Below are 19,890 nucleotides of genomic sequence, written 5' to 3'. Positions count from 1 at the left end.
CCCCTACTCGGTACGGGCAACCTGGTCGATACGGTAACCCTCGATCTGGTCGCCGGGCTTGATGTCCTGGAAGTTCTCCAGGCCAATGCCGCCCTCGGAACCGCTCTTGAGGCTCTTGGCCTCGTCCTTGTAGTGGCGCATCGAGGCGATCTTACCGTTAAAGACAACGATGCCGTCGCGCACCAGGCGCACGGAATCGGTCGCGGCGATCTCGCCCTCCTCGACGCGGACACCGGCGGCGATACCGACTTTGGGCACCTTAAAGGTGTCCAGGACGGTCGCGGTACCCGTGGAGACCTCGACCTCGGTGGGCTTGAGCATGCCGATACGGGCAGCGTCGAGCTCCTCGAGGCACTTGTAGATAACGTCGTAGCAACGAATCTCGACGCCCTCGCGCTCGGCAGCGGAGCGGGCCTTACCGTCGGGACGCACGCCAAAGCCAATGATGATGGCGTTGGAGGCGTCGGCCAGGACGACGTCGGTCTCGTTGATGGCACCGACCGCGGAGTGGATCGTGTTGATGCGGACCTCGGACTGATCCATCTTGTCGAGCGAGTCCTGAAGGGCCTCGATGGAGCCCTGGACGTCGGCCTTGATGATCAGGTTGAGCTCCTTGACCTCGGCGTCGGCGATGGTCTCGAAGAGGTTCTCGAGCGTGACGTGCTTCACGCGGCTCTGCTCCTCGATGCGGGCCTTGAGCGAGCGCTCATCGGCCAGGGCGCGCGCCTCGCGCTCGTCCTCGAACACGCGGAACTCGTCACCGGCGTTGGGGACGGACTGCAGGCCCAGGATCTCGACGGCGTCGGAGGGACCGGCCTCGGTGACGGCGCGGCCCTTGGGGTCGAGCATGGCGCGAACGCGGCCATAGGTAAGGCCGGCGACCAGCGTATCGCCCACGTGCAGGGTACCGCGGGTCACGAGCACGGTAGCGACCGAGCCGCGGCCCTTGTCGAGCTTGGCCTCGAGGACGTTGCCCGAAGCGAAGGTATCGGGGTTGGCCTTGAGCTCGAGCACGTCGGCCTGGAGCAGCACGGTCTCCAGAAGGTCGTCGATACCGATCTTCTGCTTGGCCGAGATGTTGACGAACATGTTCTGTCCGCCCCACTCCTCGGGGATGACGCCGTACTCGGTGAGTTCCTGGCGCACGCGGTCGGGGTTGGCGCCGGGCTTATCGATCTTGTTGACGGCGACGACGATGGGAACGCCGGCGGCCTTGGCGTGGTTGATCGACTCGACCGTCTGGGGCATGACGCCGTCGTCGGCGGCGACGATCAGGATGACGATGTCGGTCACCTTGGCGCCACGGGCACGCATGGCCGTAAAGGTAGCGTGGCCCGGGGTATCGATGAAGGTGATCTTGCGGTCGTTGATCATGACCTGCGATGCGCCGATGGCCTGGGTAATGCCGCCAGCCTCGCCGGCAGCAACGCCGGTGTGGCGGATGGCGTCGAGCAGGCTCGTCTTGCCGTGGTCGACGTGACCCATGACGGTGACGACCGGGGCGCGGGGCTTAAGGTCGGCGGGATCGTCGTAGAACGAGAAGGTGTTCTCCTCCTCGGGGGTGATGATCCTGATCTGACGGCCCAAGTCGTCGGCAACGAGCTCGACAAGGTCGTCGGACATGGACTGCGTCATGGTAAGCGGCGTGCCCAGCAGGAATAGGCGCTTGATGATGTCGTTGGCCGGAACGTCGAGCGCCTCGGCAAGCTCCTGGACGGTAACGCCCTGGGAGACCTTGATGGCGTCGAGCTCCTCGGGGTTCACGCCCTGGGCCAGCGCCTCCTCAATCTTGCGCTCCTCCTGAGCCCTAGCGGCCTCGCGCTCGCGCTTCTCCTTGCGCTTCTTGCGGCGACCGGTGGACTCGCGAGAGGCCTCCTCGACGGCGGCACGGGCCTCCTCGAGAACCTTCTCGCGGCTGTACTCCTCGGCCTCGCGCGCCATGCGGCTGTAGTGGTCCTCTTCGCTGTTGTGACCACCCTTGCGCTTCTTGCCCTTGCCCTGCTTATCGGGGTTGGGGAAATCCATGCCGGCAGCGACATTGTTGCTGGCATTGGTGCGATGGCTGTGCGGGCGGCTCTCGGAGGCGTTGCGGTCGTTGCGACGGCCGCCACGACGATCGTTGTTGCCGCCGCGACGGTTGCCGCGCTCGGCCTTGGCCTTGTCCTCGGCGTCCTTCTTCTCCTTGAGCACGGTCTCCTGTGCGGCGATCTGATCGAGCAGCGAACGGAAGCGCGAACCGGAGTCGGAAGCGGGAACGGCGCGGCGCTGGGCCTCGCGAGCAGCCTCCTCCTTTTCGCGGGCAAGGCGCTCCTGCTCGGCCTTCTTCTTGGCCTCGGCCTCGGCACGGGCTGCCTCCTCGGCGGCCTGGGCGGCGGCAAACTGGCGGCGCTCCTCCTCGCGTGCCTTCTCGGCGGCGATGCGCTCGCGCTCGGCCTCGGCGGCACGCGCTGCCTCCTCGGCGGCGGCAGCCTCCTCCTCGGCCTGCTTGGCGGCCTCGACTTCCTGGGCGCGGGCCTCGATCACCGAGGCAAGCTGCTTGCGGACCATGGCAACATAAGCGTCCTCCAGGGCGGAGGAAGCAGACTTAGCGGGAATCTTCATTTCGGCGAGGTGACCCATCAGTTCCTTGGAGGTCATGCCGAACTCTTTGGCCAGGGTGGACACACGGACTTTTGCCATATGACTTCACCTACCCTTTCTGGCACCTTGGGTGCCTAGAGACTGAACGAGCGTGGGATGTGCGCCGGAACCTGTCCAGCGCAACCGCGCGCTAGATCAGGTCCTCCGCATCATCGAAGGCGTCGGTGTCGTGGACACCGCAGAAACGGGAACCGGGACGGGCCTGGTTGCGGCACTGGATGCCGTCCTCGGACACGTACTCGCAGCGACGGGCGTCGTCATCCTCCTCGTCACCGATCAGGTCGGCGGCAGGCTCCTCGTGAACGGGAACGTTCTTGAGGATGTCGGCGGCAAGGGTCTCGGACTTAATGTCGATGTGCCAGCCGGTCAGGCGTGCGGCCAGGCGGGCGTTCTGGCCCTCCTTGCCGATGGCGAGCGAAAGCTGGTCGTCGGGCACGATGACGCCGGCATAGGCCTTCTCCTCGTCGATAAGGACGCGAGTGACCTTGGCAGGCGACAGGGCGTTGGCGACGTAGACGGCCGGATCGGCATCCCACAGGATGACGTCGACGCGCTCACCGCGCAGCTCACCCACGACGGCGCGCACACGGCTGCCCTTGGGACCGACGCAGGCGCCCACGGGATCCAGGCGGTCATCGAGCGAGTGGACGGCGACCTTGGAGCGCTGGCCGGGCTCGCGGGCGATCGACTTGATCTGGACGGTGCCCTCGTAGATCTCGGGCACCTCCTGCTCAAACAGACGACGCATAAGCTCGGGGTGGGTACGCGAGATAACGATCGGCGGACGGCTGTGCTCGCCGCGAACCGGCGGAAGCGTGGAGTTGGGGTCGCGAACGTCAATGATCACGGCCTTGATGTGCTGGTTGTGCAGATAGCGCTCGCCCATGGGGCGCTCGTTGCGCTCGTTCTCGTAGCGGCGCTGATCAAAGTGCGGAAGCTCGGCCTCGACGCCTTCGCGGATCTTGACGATCGTAAAGTCGGGTGTGGACTGCAGTACGGTACCGCTGATGAGGTCGCCGATACGGCCGGAGAACTCCTCGTAGATCTGCTCGCGGGCGGAGTTGCGCACGATGGCGTTGATCTCGGCCTTGGCGTGCTGGGCGGCGATGCGGCTGGTGTTCTTGGGGGTGACGTCGATCTCCTCGAACTCGGTGAAGTTGCCCTCCTCGTCCATGGAATCGTCGATCGGCTCCAGGCGGTAGACATAGATCTTGCCGGTGGTGCGGTCGATGGTCACCTTGGCGCCCCACTCAAGATGCAGGATCTCGGCATAGCTCTTGGCGAGCGACTGCTCCAGGCGGTCGATCAGGTAGAGCTGGTCGATGTGCTTCTCCTGGCAAAGCTCCATCAGGGCGGACATCATGTCGGATGCTGCCATGTTAGTTTCCTTCCTTCGCGGGCTTGAAGTCATAGACGGGCTTCAACTTGCACTTTTTAACATCGGAATAATCGAGGGTGACAGACTCGCCGTCCTCGAGCTCGAGGGTTACGTTGGTCTCGGTCGCGGCGGCAATCTTGCCGGAGTACTTGCGACGGCCCTCGGTGGCGGTGGAGGAAAGCTCGCAGTCCTCGCCCACAAAGCGGGCAAAGTCACGCGGACGGCGCAGCGGGCGCGCCATACCCGGGCTCGACACCTCGAGCGTATAGCTCGAAGAGATGGGGTCGAGCTCCTCAATCACGTCGCCGACCCACTTGGTGTTGGCCGTGACGTCGTTGAGCGACAGGCTCTGACCCTCGGCACCCTCGATACGCACACGCACGCAGGGGGCCTTGGTAGCACCCACGAGCTCAACGTCGACAATATCGACATCGTGCTGGGGTGCGACGGCCTCGAGCGCGTCGATGATTGCCTGCTCGGTCTTGGTCTTGACCATTGCGGCACCTCCATCCATACAAAAAAGAAGCGGAGCCGAAACCCCACTTCTTTCAATTACAACTTCATTAGCAAGCAAACTATACCAATACCTGCGAAAACGTGCAACCACAACACAAACCCGCAGGTCAGCGTGAGCACAGGTTCTCCACAAGAAATGGATAATTGGGTGTAGTCGCAAGTATCCATATCCAAAAAGAGGGACGACCCAGCCGGATCGTCCCTCGTCTATTGTGCATCAACTATATGCGCGAGGTTTACTTAACCACCAGGTTGACCAGCTTGCCGGGCACGCAGATGGCCTTGACGACCGTCTTGCCCTCGAGCCACTTGGCAACAGCGGCCTCGGCGGCAGCCTGCATCTCCTCGTTGGAGGCATCGCGGGCCACATCGATGCGGCCGCGGACCTTACCGAGCACCTGGACGACGATCTGCACCGTGTCCTCGATGGACTCGGCCAGATCAAACTCGGGCCAGGCGGCGGTGTAGGCGTTGCCCTCGCAGCCGAGTGCCTCGTGCCACAGCTCGTCGGCCCAGAACGGGCAGATGGGGGCAAGGACGCTCACGATGTCCTTGGCCACGCCGTAGCACAGTGCCTTGTCGCGCGATGCGCCCTCGGTGGCGTTGAGGTAGGCGCTCGCTGCGTTGACGAGCTCCATGACGGCCGAGATCGCGGTGTTAAACTGGCCGCGATCGAAGTCCTCGGTGCACTTGGCGATGGTGCGGTGACGCTCGCGATAGAGCTTCATCGCGGTCTCGTCGAGCACGGACTTGTCGAAGGCAACGTTGGCATCACCCGACTGGACAAGCTGCCACACGATACGCCAGGCGCGCTTGATAAAGCGGTTGGCGCCCTCGACGGCCTTGGGATCCCAGTCAAAGTCCTTCTCGGGCGGGGCGATAAACAGGATCGCCAAACGCATGGTGTCGGCGCCGTAGGGCTCGATAACCGAGCTCGGAGGCACGACGTTGCCCTTGGACTTGGACATGGTGTCGCCGTTCTCGTCCTTAACCATGCCCTGGCACAGCAGGTTGGTAAAGGGCTCGTCAACGCTCAGCAGACCCAGGTCGCGCAGTGCCTTGGTAAAGAAGCGGCTGTAGAGCAGGTGCAAAATGGCGTGCTCGATGCCGCCGATGTAGTTATCGACGGGCATCCAACGGTCTGCCGCCTCGCGGGAGAAGGGCAGCTCGGTGTTGTGCGGGTCGGTATAGCGCAGGTAATACCAACTGGAGCAGGTGAAGGTGTCCATGGTATCGGTCTCGCGCTTGGCCGGGCGGCCGCAGACCGGGCAGGTGGTCTCGTAGAAGTCCTTGCACTCGGCGAGGGTCTCGCCGGCGCCCAGGTCCAGGTTCTCGGGCAGCGTCACCGGCAGCTGGTCCTCGGGCACGGGCACAATGCCGCAGTGCTCGCAATGGATGGCCGGGATGGGGTTGCCCCAATAGCGCTGACGGCTGATGAGCCAGTCGCGCAGGCGGAACTCGACCTTGCGACGACCGCAGCCCATGGCCTCGAGGTCGGCCACGATGGCAGCCTCGCCCTCGGAGTGCTTACCGCCGCGCATGCCGGTGTACTTGCCGGACTGGACGAGCGTGCCCTCGGCAGCGTGGGCGCAATCCCAGTCGACGGTCTCGGCATGGAAGGTATCGATGGTCTCGCCACTGGCCTCGACGGCAGCGCGGTCGTCATCGTCCAGGATGATCGGGACGATCGGGAGGTCGTACTTGCGGGCAAACTCAAAGTCGCGCTGGTCGCCGCAGGGAACGGCCATGACGGCGCCGGTGCCGTAATCGGCAACGACATAGTCGGCAACCCACACGGGAACCTTCTCGCCGTTGACGGGGTTAACCACGTAGCGGCCCGTAAAGGCACCGTGCTTCTCGAGGGTGCCCTGGGCACGCTCGACAGCAGAGATATGCTTGGAGTCCTCGACGATCTTGGTCACGGCCTCCTCGTACTCCGTGCCCTCGACGAGCTCGTGCAGACGAGCGTACTCGGGAGCCAGGACAAAGAAGGAGACGCCAAAGAGCGTGTCGGCACGCGTGGTGAAGACGGTGATCTTGCCCTCGTCGCCCTCGATGGGATCGCCGTTGGCATCACACAGGGTAAAGTCGACCTCGGCGCCCTCGGAGCGGCCGATCCAGTTGGCCTGCATCTGCTTAACGCGCTCGGGCCAGCCGGGGAGCTTCTCCAGATCGTCGAGCAGCTCCTGGGAGTACTCGGTAATCTTGTAGTACCACTGCTCAAGGTCGCGCTTCTCGGGCTCGGTGCCGCAGCGCCAGCACTTGCCCTCGGTAACCTGCTCGTTGGCCAGAACGGTCTTACAGTTGGGGCACCAGTTGACCGGGTTCTTCTTGCGGTAGACCAGGCCCTTTTCCCACATCTTCTCAAAGATCCACTGACCCCAGCGGTAGTAGTCGGGGCTGCAGGTCTTGACCATGCGATCCAGATCGTAGGAGAAGCCCATGCGCTTCATCGTGGCGAGCGCCTGGTCCATGTTCTTATACGTCCAGGCGGCAGCCTGCGTGTTGTGCTTGATGGCGGCGTTCTCGGCGGGCAGGCCAAAGGCGTCAAAGCCAATGGGATGCAGCACGTCAAAGCCGCGCATGCGGGCCTGACGGGCCATGGCATCGCCGATGGTATAGTTGCGCGCGTGGCCCATGTGCAGGTCGCCCGAAGGATACGGGAACATCTCGAGCACATACTTCTTGGGCTTGCTGGCATCGGTGTCGACGGCAAAGAGGTTGGAGTCCTCCCAGGCCTTCATCCACTTGGACTCAATGGCCTGCGCGTCGTAGGCAGGGATCTCGTCCTTATGATCTGTGCAATCGCACATATCAGCTCCTTTAATCTTAGCTGGGGTCAGTCGGCTTGGCTTTATTCGCTACTGCGGACAGTCCTGCGCAAGACGAAGAGCACATTAAGTGCTCTTCTTTGCGTGCGGAACTTGTAGCGAACAAAGCCAAGCCGACCGACCCTAAGGTTAACTTGACTGATGATAGCAAATACGACAAGCGAGATGCCTACGACTTGCAGGCATCTCGCTTTATCTTAATAACGTGGTTGGAACTCAACCTTTATGTGCGGCTCTTATCCTATCGATAAGACACAGACTGCTGCGAATCCTTGACGACTACGTCGTGGGCGCCGCCTTCGACGATCGAGGTCGAGCTCACCAGGGTCAGGCGTGCCTTTTTCTGGAGCTCGGGGATCGAGAGGGCACCGCAGTTGCACATCGTGGACTTGATCTTGTAGAGCGTGCCGCCCACGCCGTCCTTAAGGGAGCCGGCGTAGGGAACGTAGGAGTCGACGCCCTCGACGAAGCTGAGCTTCGCGGCGCCGCCCAGGTCGTAGCGCTGCCAGTTGCGGGCACGCGCAGAACCCTCGCCCCAGTACTCCTTCATGTACTGACCGTTGACGTTGACGCGCTCGGTCGGGCTCTCGTCAAAGCGGGCAAAGTAGCGGCCCAGCATCATAAAGTCGGCACCCATGGCAAGGGCGAGCGTCATGTGGTAGTCGTAGACGATACCGCCGTCGGAGCACACGGGCACGTAGACGCCGGTCTCCTCGTAGTACTCGTCGCGAGCGCGGCAGACGTCGATCAGCGCGGTGGCCTGGCCACGGCCGATACCCTTGGTCTCACGGGTGATGCAGATGGAACCGCCGCCGATACCCACCTTGATAAAGTCGGCACCGCAGTCGGCCAAAAAGCGGAAGCCCTCGGCGTCAACGACGTTGCCGGCACCGACCTTGACGTCCTCGCCGTAGTTGGCGCGGATCCACTCGATGGTGCGCTTCTGCCACTCGCTGAAGCCCTCGGAAGAGTCGATGCACAGGACATCGGCGCCGGCCTCGATGAGCAGCGGCACGCGCTCGGCATAGTCGCGGGTGTTGATGCCGGCGCCGACCATGTAGCGCTTGTCGCCGTCGAGCAGCTCGTTGGGGTTGGTCTTGTGGCTGTCGTAGTCCTTGCGGAAGACAATGCCCATAAGGTGATCGTTGTCGTCGACGATGGGCAGGGCGTTGAGCTTGTTGTCCCAGATGACGTCGTTGGCAACCTTGAGGCTGATGTTCTTGTCGCCCACGATGAGCTGCTCACGCGGGGTCATGAACTCGGAGACCTTCTTTTGGTGGTCATCGCGGCTGGGGCGATAGTCACGGCTGGTGACGATACCCAGGAGTTTGCCCTTGGGAGTGCCGTCGTCGGTGACCGGCATGGTGGAGTGACCGGTCTTCTCCTTGAGCTCGATGACCTGCTCCATGGTCATGTCGGGGGTCAGCGTGGAATCGGACTGAACGAAGCCGGCCTTGTGATCCTTGACGGCCTTGACCATGGCGGCCTCGGACTCGGGGGTCTGGGAACCGTAAATGAAGGACAGGCCACCCTCGGTAGCGAGCGCGACACCCATGTCGACGCCCGAGACGGACTGCATGATGGCGGAAACCATGGGGATGTTCAGGGTGATTGCCGGCTTCTCGCCGCGCTTAAAGCGGGTCAGCGGCGTCTTAAGAGAGACGTTGTTGGGGATGCACTGCGAGGACGAGTAACCAGGGACCAGCAGATACTCCGAAAACGTGTGGGACTCACCGGGAAAGAACGTAGCCATGTTTCTCCTTTTTCCATGCGACCGGTCGGCTGCAGGCCTCGTAGGACCCAGCCCAACCTTGGGCGCCCAATACTGGGGAAGTATCTTAACGCACTTTGACTGCTACAATGCATGATTTAAGAAGAGCACACGAGGGTTTGACGCAGGCTTTGCGTTTGCCCAGCAAACACTTTAGCGGAGAGACGTGGAGCGTATGGAGTACAAGACGACGGCGCGACTGGTCATTCGGTCGTGCGACAAGGATCTGCCGGGCGTGTTCGGCCACGGCTGCGTCTTACTGCTGCAGGGTATCGCCCGCGAACACTCAATCAACCGTGCCGCAAAGAGCATGGGCATGGCATATTCCAAGGCCTGGCGCATTGTAAACGAGGCCGAAGGGCAGCTGGGATGCAAACTCATCGAGCGCGACGGCGCCCGCGGATCCACCCTCACCCCCGCCGGCGAGCGAGCCATAGCGGCCTACGAGGAGCTGCAGGCCGACATAAACCAGGTCATAGCTGCCAAAGCCGACGTCCTCATCGCTACTATCAACACAGAGTAGACTTTTTGGAACTGATTTTTAGTCCACCGCCCTCACGAATTATGACGCGAGACACAAAACGGGCCTATCTACTACGTTTAGTCGAATACCGCCGACCATACCGTAAATTAAGAAAACAAAACCGCTGGTAGACAGTTTATCAATTTACAAAAAAGTCGATCATGGTCGACCCCTAGGGCTTAAACGTAGTAGATAGGCCGTTTTCGTGGCACGCGCCCCGATGAGTCAACAGATTAGCTACTATCGGAGGGCGTTATCGAGGGCGGCGGCTACCGTCAGGGGATCGTCGGTGCCGGCGAAGAGGCGGATGGTGTCCCCCTGCTTGCCACGTGGCGCCGAAAGACGCGTCGTTGCGCCGCCGGCGAACGATGTGCGAAACTCCCCCGGCAAAGCGTCGAACAACTCTCCCGCGCTACGCTCGATAAGGTCAAACTCAACTGCCGGGCCAAAGCCATGCTCGAGGATTCCCGTTGCAACCGCATGGTCAGGATGCGAGCTCAGCCCGGGATAGCGCACGTTGCGCACCATCTCGTTCGCGGCCAGATACTCGGCCAGCGCACGGGCTCGATCGAAGTGAGCCTGCATGCGAGCGTTAAGCGAGGAAAACCCGCGCTCCAGCACGTCGGCCTCCTCAGCAGAAAGATCGAGCGCCGACGCACCGCAGCCCGCAAACAACGCATGCGCGCACTCAGCCGCGGCATCCACACGATGGCGCTTGAGCTGCGATCGCGCCACCGAAGCGGCAACGAGCTTACGCGGGGCCTTACCGGCACACACGCGGTCGAGTGCCTCGAGCGACAGCACGGCGCCCAAGCGCAGCGGATTGCAGCCAAAGACGTCAGCCACGGTGTTGTCAACAACCAGCAGCGCATGGGCCTCACGCGCGGCGCGGCCTAACGCGCGCAAATCGGGCACACGCAGACCGAACGCGCCAATGGAGTTGGCGAACCACCACAGGTGCGGCCCCTCGGCATCAAGCGAAGCATCAAAGCCCTCGGACGCAGCAGCAAACGCCTCGGCGGACGGCGAGCCCACCAGCACGACATCGCAGCCCTCAAAGCCGCAAGCAAACGCTTCGGCAAAGTCATCCGCAAAGGCCACCAGGCGATCGTCGGGACGCACAATCCCCAGAAGCGAAAGCGCCGTCGGCACATGCGAGGCTGCAACCAGTCGCGCCTCGCGCGCGCCAGCCCTTGCAGCCCAGGCCTCTTCTAGCTGTTGTGCGTCCACGTGACACCGTCCCTTCAAAACAAAAGCCCACGATGCGGATGTTTCCCGCATCGTGGGCAACGGCTGAAGTATAGCGCCGATATGCGACGAGTCGCCTGGATGTTGAACGTGCGATAGGTCAAGCTTGCACCCGGAGCGTCAACGGTCACGCCATAGTCCTCGGGATAGATGCGCGTCGAGAACACGAGCGCGCCATCGTTCACAAGCACCTCGACCGACGAGACATCGCCAACAATGCGTACGTTACGGACTCGGCCACATCCTTCATCTTTACCACGAGCACACCTGTCGTTGAAATCGCTTTCACCATGATACCTGTTCGTTCCAGCGTTCCAACGAACGCCGGACTGCTCGACCAGGAGCGCCCCTCTTTGTGCAATCTACTCGCTAGGGTTCTAGCCGTGGTATTCGCCGTTGTATTGGATGAGCGTTAGGTCCTCCACGCCATCGAGGGCACGGATGGCGTCGGCATAGGGCATATCCACACCGTCAGAGAACACCTCGACGGTCATCTCGACCTTGTCGCCGCGCATGGTCTTGGACTTAACGGTGAACCTGGTGCGCCCAAACGCGCGCACGATATCGTCGCCAGCGGTCTGGCCCGTGTAGTGAATGACCATCATGCCTGGAAGGTATAGCCATACTGGGTAAAGTAGCTCACAGCCAACCCAACCGATGCCAGTAGCGCCGCAACCAGACCAAAGTCCAGGCCATACAGCGTGCCGATGAGCACGACGTAGAGCAGGCGATAATCGAGCACGTTGAGCTGGGCAGATTGCGAGAACAAATACTCCAGCACCTCGAACAGGACCCAGGCAACGCCCGTCTCCAGGCATTTAATAGGCAGCGTGTGAATCTGGATGCGGTCGATGGCGGCGCGCAAGGGGTTGACCTTCCCTGCGCGGCCAGCATCCCAGCGAGCATGAATGGTCGAAAGATCACCAAACGGGTCGTAGCACTGAAACCAGCCATAGCGAACGCGAACGATGTCGCCGACGGGCAGGGCATAGCCGGCAGAATCGCCATAGGCAACGGCAAGGTCGGGGAACAGCGCCTTGAGGGCCTCGCCCACCTCACCTGAGGTGTAATGGAAGGTATCGGCAACGTCGAGCGTCTCAAAGGAGGCATCCCAGCTGTCAAAGATGCGGCGCACCAGCACCGCGAGTTCCTCGGCACACAGCAGCGGAAACGCCGCATCCTCCGAGCCCTGCAAAGCGACCGATCCGGTTGAGCACGCGTCGAACAGCGGCGCGAAAAACGGATCCTCCAGCGCGGCGGAGGCAGTGTAGAGGAAGGGCACGCGCAGAATCTTTGCCTGAACGCCTTCGTGCGCAGCGTAGTGGCGGCACAGGTCGTTGGCCGCGCGGGCGATAATTCCCTTGCCCGTTCGTCCCGCGGCATCGGAGGCACCCTCGGCACCCGCGGGCCCCGCTACATACAGCAGCTGAACCCGGCGACCCATGCACGCACGAAAGACCGAGCGGAGCAACTCGATGTCGCCAAAGGTCTCGGTATGCGGCGTGAGGTAGTTAGACAGATAGACCACGCGGTCGAACTCATAGGCCTGATCCAGGTGTTGCAGAAGTTCTATCCACGAGGCATGGGGCGACGATTCATCGCGGCGCGCTTCCGCGGCAGCGACGACCTTAACATGGTCCCCGGGGAACGCCTTGGCACAAAAGTCATCGTCAACATATGCGGTGTTGCCAACAACCAGCACCTCCATGGCGCACCCCTCCCCTTAATTCCACATTTGCCATAGTCAAACATGCGTATTGTACGCCGTCAACGCGAGCCGGGACGCCTTTAAGGCAGTTTTAAGAACATCTTCAGAGGATGAAAGCCAAGCACCCTAAGGCAAAGGCACGATAAGAGACCACTCGGAAAACAACCTTTAGAGCAAATTAACTTAAATCTCCCGAACGACGAGCCTGCCCTCCAGCATGAGCTTGTGTGCGAGGTTATTGCTATGTCCGGCAATGCCGAGCGAGCTGCCATAGTGATCAAGGAGGGCGAGTACCTTGGCCACCTCTGACTCGCGAACACCCTTGGCGTAGTTTGAGTATAGGAAGACCAGGCTGGTATGCCCGTTATACAAATCCACCGTGCTAAAAATGGACTCAAAGTACGAATAATCGGCTCGCGAAAGCGAATGGCCAAAAAATACTATCGAAGACGTCTTGAGACCATCCCCTCCCCTTTGCGAAGGATAAGCAATCGAGCCGCTTGGTACCCCTCGAGCGGACTTCAACACGCGATATGTCTTGGTAAACGGGAGAATATCCCGATCATCCAAATTGCCGGAACCGTCGATTCCAAAAATGCTTTCACCATCGAGCATGCCGTGGATATTGACAAGATCGGCATCCCCAAACCGCTGTTTAAGCCACCGATATGGAGACGTGTAGTTGAAGTTTAGAACAGTCACCGCATCATCAGGCATGCCATCGGCCACCACGGTATGCTCAATCAGCTTGCGCATTAAGTTGTCCGAACAATCTAAATAGCCATCTTTGCGGGCAACCTCATCTTTGAGAAGCAATTAAAGTAATGTTCCATACGCTCGAGTTCTGACATGAGGATGGAAGATAACTGCCCCTCGGGATCCTCGAGGACCTGAGGATACTCACAAGCGAGGTAATGCCCCACACGTTCGGTCCAAGGATTGGGCCTATGTCCCAAAAGGCGAGAGCCCTCCATGAATAAATTGGAATATACCTCTGAGGCATCCGAGTCCCCTGAAGCCTCAATGCCCAGCCCAGCAAGAACCTCTTGATCACCATTGTCGATGCCGTCTCTGAGCCGTTCAATTTCGTCGACCCGATTCTCGATGTAGTCACTTGCATCGAGAGCGTTCATTTCATTTGCTATATAAAAGTAGTCCTGCAAAGAACCGAACGAGACGGCATAGTCGGATATCATAACACCCTCATCGTCGATGCCGTCCTCGGGCAGGCTAATGCCAAACACATTGGCAATAGCCGTCTCGACATCGCACCAATTCACATTGAAGGCTCTTGCCTCCATGTCCTTTCGGCTTCTAAGAATTAGATCCCAAGCAGTCAGGCCTCTCGCTTTGATGGCTTCATAATCACAAGAGCCCTTTTCCGAAACAATGGAGTCGATGACTCGCATCCGAGGCTCAAAGAAATCTTTAAACGAAGAAGCCAAGCCACAGGAAAGATCAAAACCGTTGCCAATCACAATGAGATGATGATTGTGGCATGTCTTCCCATCATCCTCATCGGTAAGCTTGATATCTTCCGCACTCACATTAGTCCCTAATACACCGTTAAAACTCATTCTCTGTCAGATAACGTTAATGATATCCAAACCATTGGGATGTCATTGACGTATTTACGTCCGCCAACCTCAGCGCAATATAGTTTCTTATCATGAGTGCAATGAAGAGAGGCGGCCATCCAAAGGAACAGCCGCCCCTCCGCAGGACGCAGGCCCGCAGGTTGACTACGTCAATACCACTTATTCACTCTATCGCCCGGGTTCCAAAGGGTCAATTCAATTTAAAGAGCGGCACCGTAAACAACGCTGTCCTGTTTACCAAACGATTGATCGAGGAAGACAGGTGCGCCGACGGCTGGATCGGCATCGTGAGGTATTCCTGCTTTAAGCGGACGCTGGATCGCAAGGGCAATTCTGGAGATGACATTATCCGGAACGATTCCATGCAGCCATCTCACGCATGCCGTAAAGAAATCGCCAAAAAAAGAGGGCCGACGCATCAACCCTCTTCAGGTGTCGCCCGAAGGCTTCCACCGCAATTGCCTATATTTTAGTCGATATCCTATGTTTGTCTACGCGCCCAGCCCCAAAGAATGTCATCTCCATCTTTAGCCTCCATCTTTAACTGCTGCTTCTTAAGAAGCGGCTATATAGCTACGAAGTGCATCCATCTTGTTCCTGGCCCCAGTCTTTACTATTTTATGAAAATCTGAGGAAGACAGAGAGCCGTGCAAGTCTTCCAGCACGCTAGAGTAGTTCCGAATTAACTGATAGCACTCAGTTTTGGAAACCATCATCTTTCTGAGCAGATAGACAATTAGGACGACATAATCAGTAATAGTTGAAAAGTCTATCGAAGGAACGCCAACATCGGATGACAGCATCTGGCCAAGCTGATTTCCCACTTTTGCCCTCTTAAACCTAACGTCATAAACGGCACTGTTATGAGCAATCGCGTTACGAAGATCCTTGAGCACAAAGATAGTACGTTCGAGAAGCCCGGGACCGTCGTAATTGTTCGGAAGCTTTAGGTCATCGGATATGCTCTGTCTAACCGAGCCCTTTAAGCACGAATAGAAAACACCGAAGTTTCCTAGAGTCATGACCTCGAATAGCGCCCAAATAGGCAAGGGTTTATCGCTGTCATAAAAATGCCTAACAACAGGGTTCTTGGAATAATTGTACTGAATCAATCTATTGATTTCCGCACGCAGACCCAGGCGCTTTTTCATAGCAGCGCTATAGTCTTTACTTTTTCTAGGGTAATCACGGTACGCCACGAGCGTTCGAGAGAAAATATCCTCCAGCACGAACGAGTGAGAATCTTCAAGCACGGCTTCTAGCGTATAGTTCTTTAGCGCAGTTTCAATAAACATTACGCTTGGATATAAGAGCGCCTTGACCGCCATATCAAACTCATTTAAGGCAATTACCTCGTCAAAGCTCGTTAAATCCAAGCAGTTGGAAGAATTGCCCACAAAACGATGACCCTTGTAGCCATGATAATAGCCGTAATTCTTCATCTTTCTTTTATGGACAGAGCCGTGCGTCTCTATCCCCTTATCCCTAAGATGTTTCATGAGGCCATTGAGAGTTTTCATTATGGGTCCTTAAGTGCGGAGCCGAGATTGAATTAATTATATCCGCTACCGGACACCACTAGAGCATTATCCCAATCGGTACCGTCCTCATTCCCCTAAAGCTGCAGCATATAACACGACTACGCCACCGGATCATTTGATGGCATCGCGAACGGATCGCTGCAGCTTATTCAACCGAAATAACGGCTCGTCTTCTATCATGCGAAATGACTGCTTTGGACAGCCGTAAATAGGAAGACTGATTCCAGAAGCGACATTTCCTCGCACGAACTCGTCTTTTACGGTGCCCCAGATTCAAGCGTGGCTAACAAGGCATTCCAAGGTATCCCGTGAAGCCTCGTTATCAAAACGCTCAAATATGCGTATCGCCGCGAGTATCGAATCATCGGGTCGCAACCGATCGAGCGGCGCCTTAAGCCCGACGAGAAGAACCCTGGCCGAAAAATCGATAAGCATGATCACGAAGAGCGGACTCGGCGGCCGACAATCTAATGCCATCAATCTTCCAAATCATTCTTTAACCCTTGATTGGCAATACATCCCATTATTTATTCAGCGCCATAATGGACCAACCTCAACGCGACATAGAAGAGCCGAAGTCCCGCATCAGAACCTGACTATTATTCCCGCTGCTCCTCCGGAATAAATGCTTGCAATATTATAGCGACGGCAGGAATATCTCGCAGCTCGTCACAGCTATGGTTCGCCATGTAACTGAACGCATTAGTTAGCCATTTATTCGAACCGTGAACGTATTCCACCCCATAGGCTTCAAACAAAGATTCGAGTTCTCCAGAACTCAAAACTACCAATCCCTCGCGCGCAAGAAGCCGAAGCATCTCTTCAACGCTCACGCCCAGATCATCTGGAAGGTTTTCATAAACTTGGTGCTTATAATGACTTTTCACTATTTCTGGCATTTTGTCCCGCTGCCCGCCCGGACAGCCTTCAAGCTCTCGATAAAATCGCTCGAGGGAATTCCTCACTTCTCGAATTTCATTCCGTTTATCATTGGTAGTGATAAATAGATTGGATACGCGCTTAAAAATATCGTTATTATCCAATAAATCAAAATCCGTAATTACTTTGCATCTAATTCCAGCCGAATCATAAAACTTCTTAATGCTCTCAAAACCCGGCTTACCGTTAACAGAAACAAATAGGCCGCTGTAATTGGTATCAAATTTAGAAATCAGTTTACGATATACGGCGGCATCTCTCGGGCCTTCGACAAGGACGGCCTCACTCGAAAATAATGCATCCATATACTCGGCTGAAAAATCCGAGCGGTCAATTAAGCTCAGGATTTCCTTATTGGAGAGCACTTTTGCGCAGCGCATGTCGCCATCTCGGTTAAGACGCACGATGGTAAGCTCCTCAGAACAAGACGAGATGAGCCCCTGGAGTAAGAAGGAGCTATGCGTGGAAATAAACACATTGTTGAGACTTTCGTTCTCAATAAAGTTTTTGCCCAGGATTTCCCCCATCCTGCGCGCATATGGAGGATGAAGAAAAGCTTCAGGCTCATCCAAAAGAAACACCGGCTTGCGCCTTCCCATCAAACTCAAAAGAACGGAAACGAAACTACGCAAGCCATCGCCCTCTTCGCGCAGCGGCGTAGCCTTAGACAAGATAGTCAGACGACGTGGCATATCATGTGTTGCACCACGATATTCCTCAAATGAATCGCTAACGACGGGGACAATCCTTTGGCGACTCGTGCTCGCATCTAGAACAACGTCCCTGTTAAATAGTGGAGTAATTTCGGACGCTATCGTCTTGCAGTCCGGATCGGTGTCGTATGCCGAGCTAAGGCTGTTGTAGTTATCGTCGTTTATGCCATAAGCTTGATCGCCAATCGACATCAACAGGCGATCCTCGGTACCCACATAGTCAACCATCGCAGGTCCAAAAAAGCGCAGCGCCTCGCGGCGAGCTTGTTCTGGCCCTTCATAGTTGTCGTCATCAAAACACCGAGAAAAACTCTTACGCCAATCATCGGTCGGGGAAAAGCAAGGGGTACGATAATTCGGAGAAAATGCTATTCCACCCGGAGTCCAATTTATGCCGGTGTTGCAGTAATCGCGGAGACGCCATCCCCCATTACAACGAACAACTTTATCATCGAGACCATATGTATCGATTATTTCATTGCTGTTTGCTGGGAAATTGAGGTGGATTTCATTAAAGACAACGCGCTTGGTCGACTCCCCTCCGGAATAGCCCACCTCTGGATTACCCAAAATCTCAGAACGAATTTCTTTAAGTGATTTACTTTTACCAGAATTATTTGGTCCAATGAATACAGTAATCTTCTTAGGCTTTACTGTCGTACCGTCCACCGTGACCAGCTCATTGACTTTAAAAGAATATCCAGCCATATTCATACTCCTCGACCGCTGCTTTAGTCGATTATTACAAACTGCGGGGACATGCAGTGAGCACAATCGATGAGCGAACTGGAACAGAAAAAAGGGCTCGAAGAACAGCGTACGTGCCGCCAGGCCACTCAGTCATGGTTTCGAATCGATGACTCAGCCAAAACGGCTCTTTTGAAAACCGCGACCGGATCCCTCAGATAGAGAAACGAAAGCCTTGTCAATGCGCTACCCTTTACGATATTTTCTCAATTCTCAAAATATCATGAGGGGGAATCGAGCCAACAATCGCTCCATCAATCTTGGGCAGGCAGTAATCCGTTGACGTATTACTGCTGAGTACATCAATGAAGCTCGACATTATTGAATCATGGGCATAAGGCTGAATGCGATCAAAAGAGAAAGCAAATTTGACCCTGATTGAAACCCCCAGGCTATTCAATGCCTCAACTGCTTCGGCTCCCGCAGCATCCTCTAAAGACCACGCAAATGTTTCCCCACCCAACGTTGCTGAATATTTTGAATATTGCCCGGCCATTGATTTAAGCAGGTAGAAGCAGACACAGCCAGTCCTGCGTGGATGTTCAGCAAAATAATGATTTGCCTTCTGAAGAACAGTCTCAGTTTGGCCCAAGTTCAACCCAACAACCCCGGAAAGATAGCGAAATTGGTCAAATCCCTCTTCCCTAGAGAAAGCCTTCAAACCCATTTCCGCAATATCATCCGCAGAGAGCACTCTGGTAGCATGCCATCCAGTTATCGTTTCTTCTTCTAGCAGTTCAGCGAGAATGGCCCTTTCCGGCCCGTAAGACCCAGTCAAGCGTTGGTGATAATCTGAATATAGGCGCATTATGTCTTTTCGACTATCCAAGTCGTACATCTATCGACCCTCATCCAATCTGAACGAACATTTTGCAGCAATTTGACAGAACACCCTTCTTAATTAAAAAAGCGTCGTAAAAGCTTCGTCAAACGAAGCTTACAGTTCTTCTAGAAAATCTAGCAGCGAGCGTAAGCGGCAACATTTCATAACGAAGGAGCATGTCAACAATAGACAAATCGACCAGCATCTTGAAATCTAGATTTGCATACTCTCCCTTGCGGCTTCCTTCTTCGACTTTAGGAAACCCAAGTCGATAAGCGCGCAGGCGAAAATAATTGCTGTTCTTCTCCAGATAAACTCTGGCATCGTTATAACTCATCAACGAGAGATGGACGCCCCTAGATTTGAGGTGATCGATCTGCTCGGACGCCGTAAGCCACGGCTTTCTATTAGCGGCGGTCATCGGGTCTCCGTTCGCGATGAATAAGTCTAGATTCTATATTGGCGCGTTCAACTGACTCCCGAGCATGCCTATATAGCCATACCCGGGAGCTCATCTGCTGCATGCAGGCGGTCCACAAGGACAACATCGTTAACAATAGGGCCACGGAAAGTCGCCTAGTAGCTTCGCAACCCTCAGCGCAAGCAGCTCAGCCATCTTTGCAATCTGTGGCAGATCAACCGGAACACTAGGCATCATTCTGAGCTAGCGCATATTTATCCGAAAGTAGCTCAGGAGGATTCGGCAGCCTATCAATTGCATAATCCTGCATAGCCGTTGTTGTTGCCGCTCGCTTATATCCGTCATAAGATTCAGCGAAGCCAAGGTATGCAGAGTTCATCTTTGCCAGAGCTATCAGATTTTCATTATTCATCGCATTCGCATCAATCCTGGGACTAATTAAGGCATCTTCTGAATATGCAAAAACCAGCTTGACTATTGACTGCAATTTTTC

18 protein-coding genes are annotated in these 19,890 nt (G+C 56.7%); 1 reads left to right on the top strand and 17 read right to left on the bottom strand.

Translation table 11 applies throughout. From position 1 onward, the window contains the following. Positions 1 to 3: 3 nt before the first annotated feature. From infB to ACQQ92_RS03930, 5 genes are all read right to left on the bottom strand, one after another. Positions 4 to 2,679: a translation initiation factor IF-2 gene (infB, locus tag ACQQ92_RS03950; RefSeq protein ID WP_427719633.1), complete on the bottom strand. Its 2,676-nt coding sequence runs from the start codon at positions 2,677 to 2,679 to the stop codon at positions 4 to 6. 91 nt (positions 2,680 to 2,770) lie between these two features. After that, positions 2,771 to 4,018: a transcription termination factor NusA gene (gene nusA, locus ACQQ92_RS03945; protein WP_154515419.1), complete on the bottom strand. Its 1,248-nt coding sequence runs from the start codon at positions 4,016 to 4,018 to the stop codon at positions 2,771 to 2,773. 1 nt (position 4,019) lies between these two features. Next, a complete protein-coding gene (rimP, locus tag ACQQ92_RS03940; protein ID WP_427747320.1) occupies positions 4,020 to 4,514 on the bottom strand; it encodes a ribosome maturation factor RimP in 495 nt (164 codons plus the stop codon). A gap of 256 nt (positions 4,515 to 4,770) precedes the next feature. Continuing rightward, positions 4,771 to 7,347 (bottom strand): leucine--tRNA ligase, encoded by a 2,577-nt coding sequence (gene leuS / locus ACQQ92_RS03935; RefSeq protein ID WP_427747319.1) that lies wholly within the window; start codon positions 7,345 to 7,347, stop codon positions 4,771 to 4,773. Positions 7,348 to 7,606: 259 nt separating this feature from the next. Beyond that, positions 7,607 to 9,118 (bottom strand): IMP dehydrogenase, encoded by a 1,512-nt coding sequence (locus tag ACQQ92_RS03930; RefSeq protein WP_154515410.1) that lies wholly within the window; start codon positions 9,116 to 9,118, stop codon positions 7,607 to 7,609. Positions 9,119 to 9,311: 193 nt separating this feature from the next. Here ACQQ92_RS03930 and ACQQ92_RS03925 point away from each other — a divergent pair, with 193 nt between their 5' ends. After that, positions 9,312 to 9,659 (top strand): winged helix-turn-helix domain-containing protein, encoded by a 348-nt coding sequence (locus tag ACQQ92_RS03925; protein WP_427795897.1) that lies wholly within the window; start codon positions 9,312 to 9,314, stop codon positions 9,657 to 9,659. A 240-nt stretch (positions 9,660 to 9,899) separates the two neighbouring features. Here the strand turns inward: ACQQ92_RS03925 and ACQQ92_RS03920 are convergent, their stop codons facing one another. The 12 genes from ACQQ92_RS03920 to ACQQ92_RS03865 all read right to left on the bottom strand — a co-directional run. Further along, positions 9,900 to 10,889 carry a PLP-dependent transferase gene (locus tag ACQQ92_RS03920; RefSeq protein WP_427795843.1) on the bottom strand — a complete coding sequence of 330 codons (990 nt, stop codon included), beginning with the start codon at positions 10,887 to 10,889 and terminating at the stop codon, positions 9,900 to 9,902. 14 nt (positions 10,890 to 10,903) lie between these two features. Beyond that, positions 10,904 to 11,248, bottom strand: coding sequence for a GH32 C-terminal domain-containing protein (locus ACQQ92_RS03915; RefSeq protein WP_427795896.1), 345 nt, complete (start codon positions 11,246 to 11,248; stop codon positions 10,904 to 10,906). Between the two features lie 36 nt (positions 11,249 to 11,284). After that, positions 11,285 to 11,512, bottom strand: a complete 228-nt coding sequence (locus ACQQ92_RS03910) for a hypothetical protein (RefSeq protein ID WP_427795842.1) — start codon at positions 11,510 to 11,512, stop codon at positions 11,285 to 11,287. After that, positions 11,509 to 12,615, bottom strand: a complete 1,107-nt coding sequence (locus tag ACQQ92_RS03905) for a hypothetical protein (protein ID WP_427795841.1) — start codon at positions 12,613 to 12,615, stop codon at positions 11,509 to 11,511. The genes ACQQ92_RS03910 and ACQQ92_RS03905 overlap by 4 nt, the downstream gene beginning before the upstream one ends. Positions 12,616 to 12,798: 183 nt before the next feature. Continuing rightward, complete coding sequence (locus ACQQ92_RS03900) at positions 12,799 to 13,431, bottom strand: AbiH family protein (RefSeq protein WP_427795840.1); 633 nt, start codon at positions 13,429 to 13,431, stop codon at positions 12,799 to 12,801. Further along, positions 13,389 to 14,162 carry an AbiH family protein gene (locus ACQQ92_RS03895; RefSeq protein ID WP_427795839.1) on the bottom strand — a complete coding sequence of 258 codons (774 nt, stop codon included), beginning with the start codon at positions 14,160 to 14,162 and terminating at the stop codon, positions 13,389 to 13,391. Before ACQQ92_RS03895 ends, ACQQ92_RS03900 begins: the two co-directional genes overlap by 43 nt. Before the next feature lie 251 nt (positions 14,163 to 14,413). Beyond that, positions 14,414 to 14,632: a hypothetical protein gene (locus ACQQ92_RS03890; RefSeq protein ID WP_427795838.1), complete on the bottom strand. Its 219-nt coding sequence runs from the start codon at positions 14,630 to 14,632 to the stop codon at positions 14,414 to 14,416. A 135-nt stretch (positions 14,633 to 14,767) separates the two neighbouring features. Further along, the gene (locus tag ACQQ92_RS03885) at positions 14,768 to 15,733 is read right to left on the bottom strand and encodes an Abi family protein (RefSeq protein WP_427795837.1); all 966 of its coding nucleotides are present in this window, start codon (positions 15,731 to 15,733) and stop codon (positions 14,768 to 14,770) included. Positions 15,734 to 16,353: 620 nt separating this feature from the next. Beyond that, on the bottom strand, positions 16,354 to 18,114 hold the full coding sequence (locus ACQQ92_RS03880; RefSeq protein ID WP_427795836.1) for an AAA family ATPase: 1,761 nt from the start codon (positions 18,112 to 18,114) through the stop codon (positions 16,354 to 16,356). Positions 18,115 to 18,346: 232 nt separating this feature from the next. After that, positions 18,347 to 18,991 carry a hypothetical protein gene (locus ACQQ92_RS03875; protein WP_427795835.1) on the bottom strand — a complete coding sequence of 215 codons (645 nt, stop codon included), beginning with the start codon at positions 18,989 to 18,991 and terminating at the stop codon, positions 18,347 to 18,349. 88 nt (positions 18,992 to 19,079) lie between these two features. Next, positions 19,080 to 19,397 (bottom strand): hypothetical protein, encoded by a 318-nt coding sequence (locus ACQQ92_RS03870; RefSeq protein WP_427795834.1) that lies wholly within the window; start codon positions 19,395 to 19,397, stop codon positions 19,080 to 19,082. Between the two features lie 226 nt (positions 19,398 to 19,623). Continuing rightward, positions 19,624 to 19,890 (bottom strand): hypothetical protein (locus ACQQ92_RS03865; protein ID WP_427795833.1); only part of this gene is annotated, 267 nt, incomplete at its 5' end.

The organism is Collinsella sp. SGI.241 (assembly GCF_050312955.1).
Taxonomy (GTDB): domain Bacteria; phylum Actinomycetota; class Coriobacteriia; order Coriobacteriales; family Coriobacteriaceae; genus Collinsella.
The sequence above is the reverse complement of the archived record's forward strand: the minus strand, read 5'-3'. Positions and strand labels throughout refer to the sequence as shown.